The organism is Prescottella defluvii, from assembly GCF_000738775.1.
GTDB classification, from domain to species: Bacteria; Actinomycetota; Actinomycetes; order Mycobacteriales; family Mycobacteriaceae; genus Prescottella; species Prescottella defluvii.
In genome coordinates this window covers 1-261 of record NZ_JPOC01000202.1, presented here as the reverse complement: position 1 = coordinate 261, position 261 = coordinate 1, and the positions used below count along the sequence as shown (strand labels likewise).

Below are 261 nucleotides of genomic sequence, written 5' to 3'. Positions count from 1 at the left end.
CCGCGCCTACGTCCGTGACATCGTCGACAGCCGCCGCAATCTGGTCGGGCTGTTCATGCCCCTGGCGCTGGTGCTGATCATGGCAATGTTCCTGAGCCCGGTGATCCAGAACTACGTCACCCTCGCGATGCTCGTGATGATGCTGTTCATGGCCGGCGAGGGCTACGTCCTCGGCCGCATGATCAACAACAGGGTGCGCGAGCGCTTCCCCGACAGCACCGACGGCGGGTTCAAGCTGGGCTGGTACGCGTTCGTGCGCGC

The 261-nt window shown here is 64.8% G+C and carries 1 protein-coding gene; it reads left to right on the top strand.

Features of this window, described 5'->3' with window-relative positions; all coding sequences use genetic code 11:
• Positions 1–261 (top strand): DUF3043 domain-containing protein (locus IJ15_RS0124475; RefSeq protein ID WP_031940914.1); only part of this gene is annotated, 261 nt, incomplete at both ends.